Annotated in this window: 2 protein-coding genes and 1 pseudogene; all 3 read right to left on the bottom strand. The window is 61.4% G+C overall.

From position 1 onward, the window contains the following. A pseudogene (locus AAAB16_RS05070) lies at window positions 1-263 on the bottom strand (lytic murein transglycosylase); the annotation flags it as partial. Between the two features lie 60 nt (window positions 264-323). Then, window positions 324-509 carry an alternative ribosome rescue factor ArfA gene (arfA, locus tag AAAB16_RS05065; RefSeq protein ID WP_340662364.1) on the bottom strand — a complete coding sequence of 62 codons (186 nt, stop codon included), beginning with the start codon at window positions 507-509 and terminating at the stop codon, window positions 324-326. A 90-nt stretch (window positions 510-599) separates the two neighbouring features. Beyond that, window positions 600-1,352 (bottom strand): DNA polymerase III subunit delta (holA, locus tag AAAB16_RS05060; RefSeq protein ID WP_340662363.1); only part of this gene is annotated, 753 nt, incomplete at its 5' end.

Here is a 1,352-nt window from a genome sequence, read left to right as displayed (position 1 = left end):
CCGGCGAAGGCGCGATCAAACAGGGCGGCGTCAATGCCGGCGTTTAATGCATCGCTGCGCAACTGCGCACGCCATTCTTCAAAAGTTAACGTCGGCAACGGTGCTGCTGGCTGGGTGGGCGTAGTAGCCGGGGTCAGGGCAGTGGCAGGTACAGCAGAAGGTGTTGGCTGTGGCGCTTGTGGGGCTTCGGCGCAGGCGGTGAGCAAGTTGAGGTGAAAGCTCAGTGCGGCGCAGGCCAGGGTGCGCGGTGACAGGTTAAGCATTAGCGGGTCTCAGAACTTTGATCAGCGGCCACCTTAACACGCTGACAGGAGTGAGCGCCCTCAGGCTGGTAGAAACCCGCTGGCAAAAAAGCAGCGCCCCAAAAAGACAGAAGCCCCCCAGTTTTGCTGGGAGGCTTCGCGGCGGTAGCTGCCTTTGCCTTTCTTTGCCTGTTCCTGGCGGCTGCGGAACAGCGGTTGGGCAATGATGGATTTGGCTTTATTGGGGCGTTTCTTGGATTTGGCCATGTCAGTCCTCGAGCGGGGCGGGAGGCTGTTAAAGGAGGCCCCGCGGCGCGGATCATCGGCCTGTCGCGACCCGCTGTCCAGTCCCGTTTATCACTCCTGGGGAAGCGACAAACGTTGCCCGGCGAGCAGCAAGGTGATGCGGCTGATCTCCAGCCAAGGATCGCCAGCGGCTTGGCCTTTGATCTGCGCATCGACGCGCTGGGCGTCTTGCAGCATTTTGTTCCAGCGCGCTACGGGGTGGCGTTGCAGGGCTTTGCTGACCAACGGGCGGCGCTTGTCCCACACTGGCGGCCGCGCTTGGCTAAAGGCTTTTTCCAGGGGGATGCCTTGACCGTATTGCTGGGCAATGGTCGCCAACAAGCGTATTTCGCGAGCCAGGGCCCAGAGCACGACGGTGCTATCGACGCCTTCGCCGCGCAGCCCTTCGAGGGTGCGTAACGCATGGGTGGCTTCGCCATTAAGGGCGGCATCAATCAGGCCGAATACGTCGTAGCGGGCGCTGTCGGCAACCGCTGCTTGCACGGTGCTGATGTCGATCTGACTGCCCTCGGCGAGCAGCTTGAGCTTCTCGATTTCCTGCGCAGCTGCCAGCAGGTTGCCCTCGACCCGGGCGGCAATCAGATCCACCGCTTCCTGAGTGGCATTCATGCCGGCCTGGTTCATACGCTGGCGAATCCACTGCGGCAACTGATGGGCATCCACCGGCCAGATCTGGATAAATTGCGCATTGGGCCCATCGATAACCGCTTTGGCCCATTTGGTTTTCTGCGTGCTGCCATCGAGCTTGGGCAGGCTGATCAACAACAAGGTGTCTTCCGGCGGGCGCGCCACATATTCGAGCAG

Source organism: Pseudomonas sp., from assembly GCF_037994325.1.
GTDB lineage: Bacteria > Pseudomonadota > Gammaproteobacteria > Pseudomonadales > Pseudomonadaceae > Aquipseudomonas.
Note: the sequence above shows the minus strand (reverse complement) of the source record. Positions and strands in the feature narration are given on the sequence as shown.

Excerpts from the sequence above, each read along its gene's own strand:
- arfA (WP_340662364.1), bottom strand. The coding sequence starts at position 509 with ATGGCCAAATCCAAGAAACGCCCCAATAAAGCCAAATCCATCATTGCC.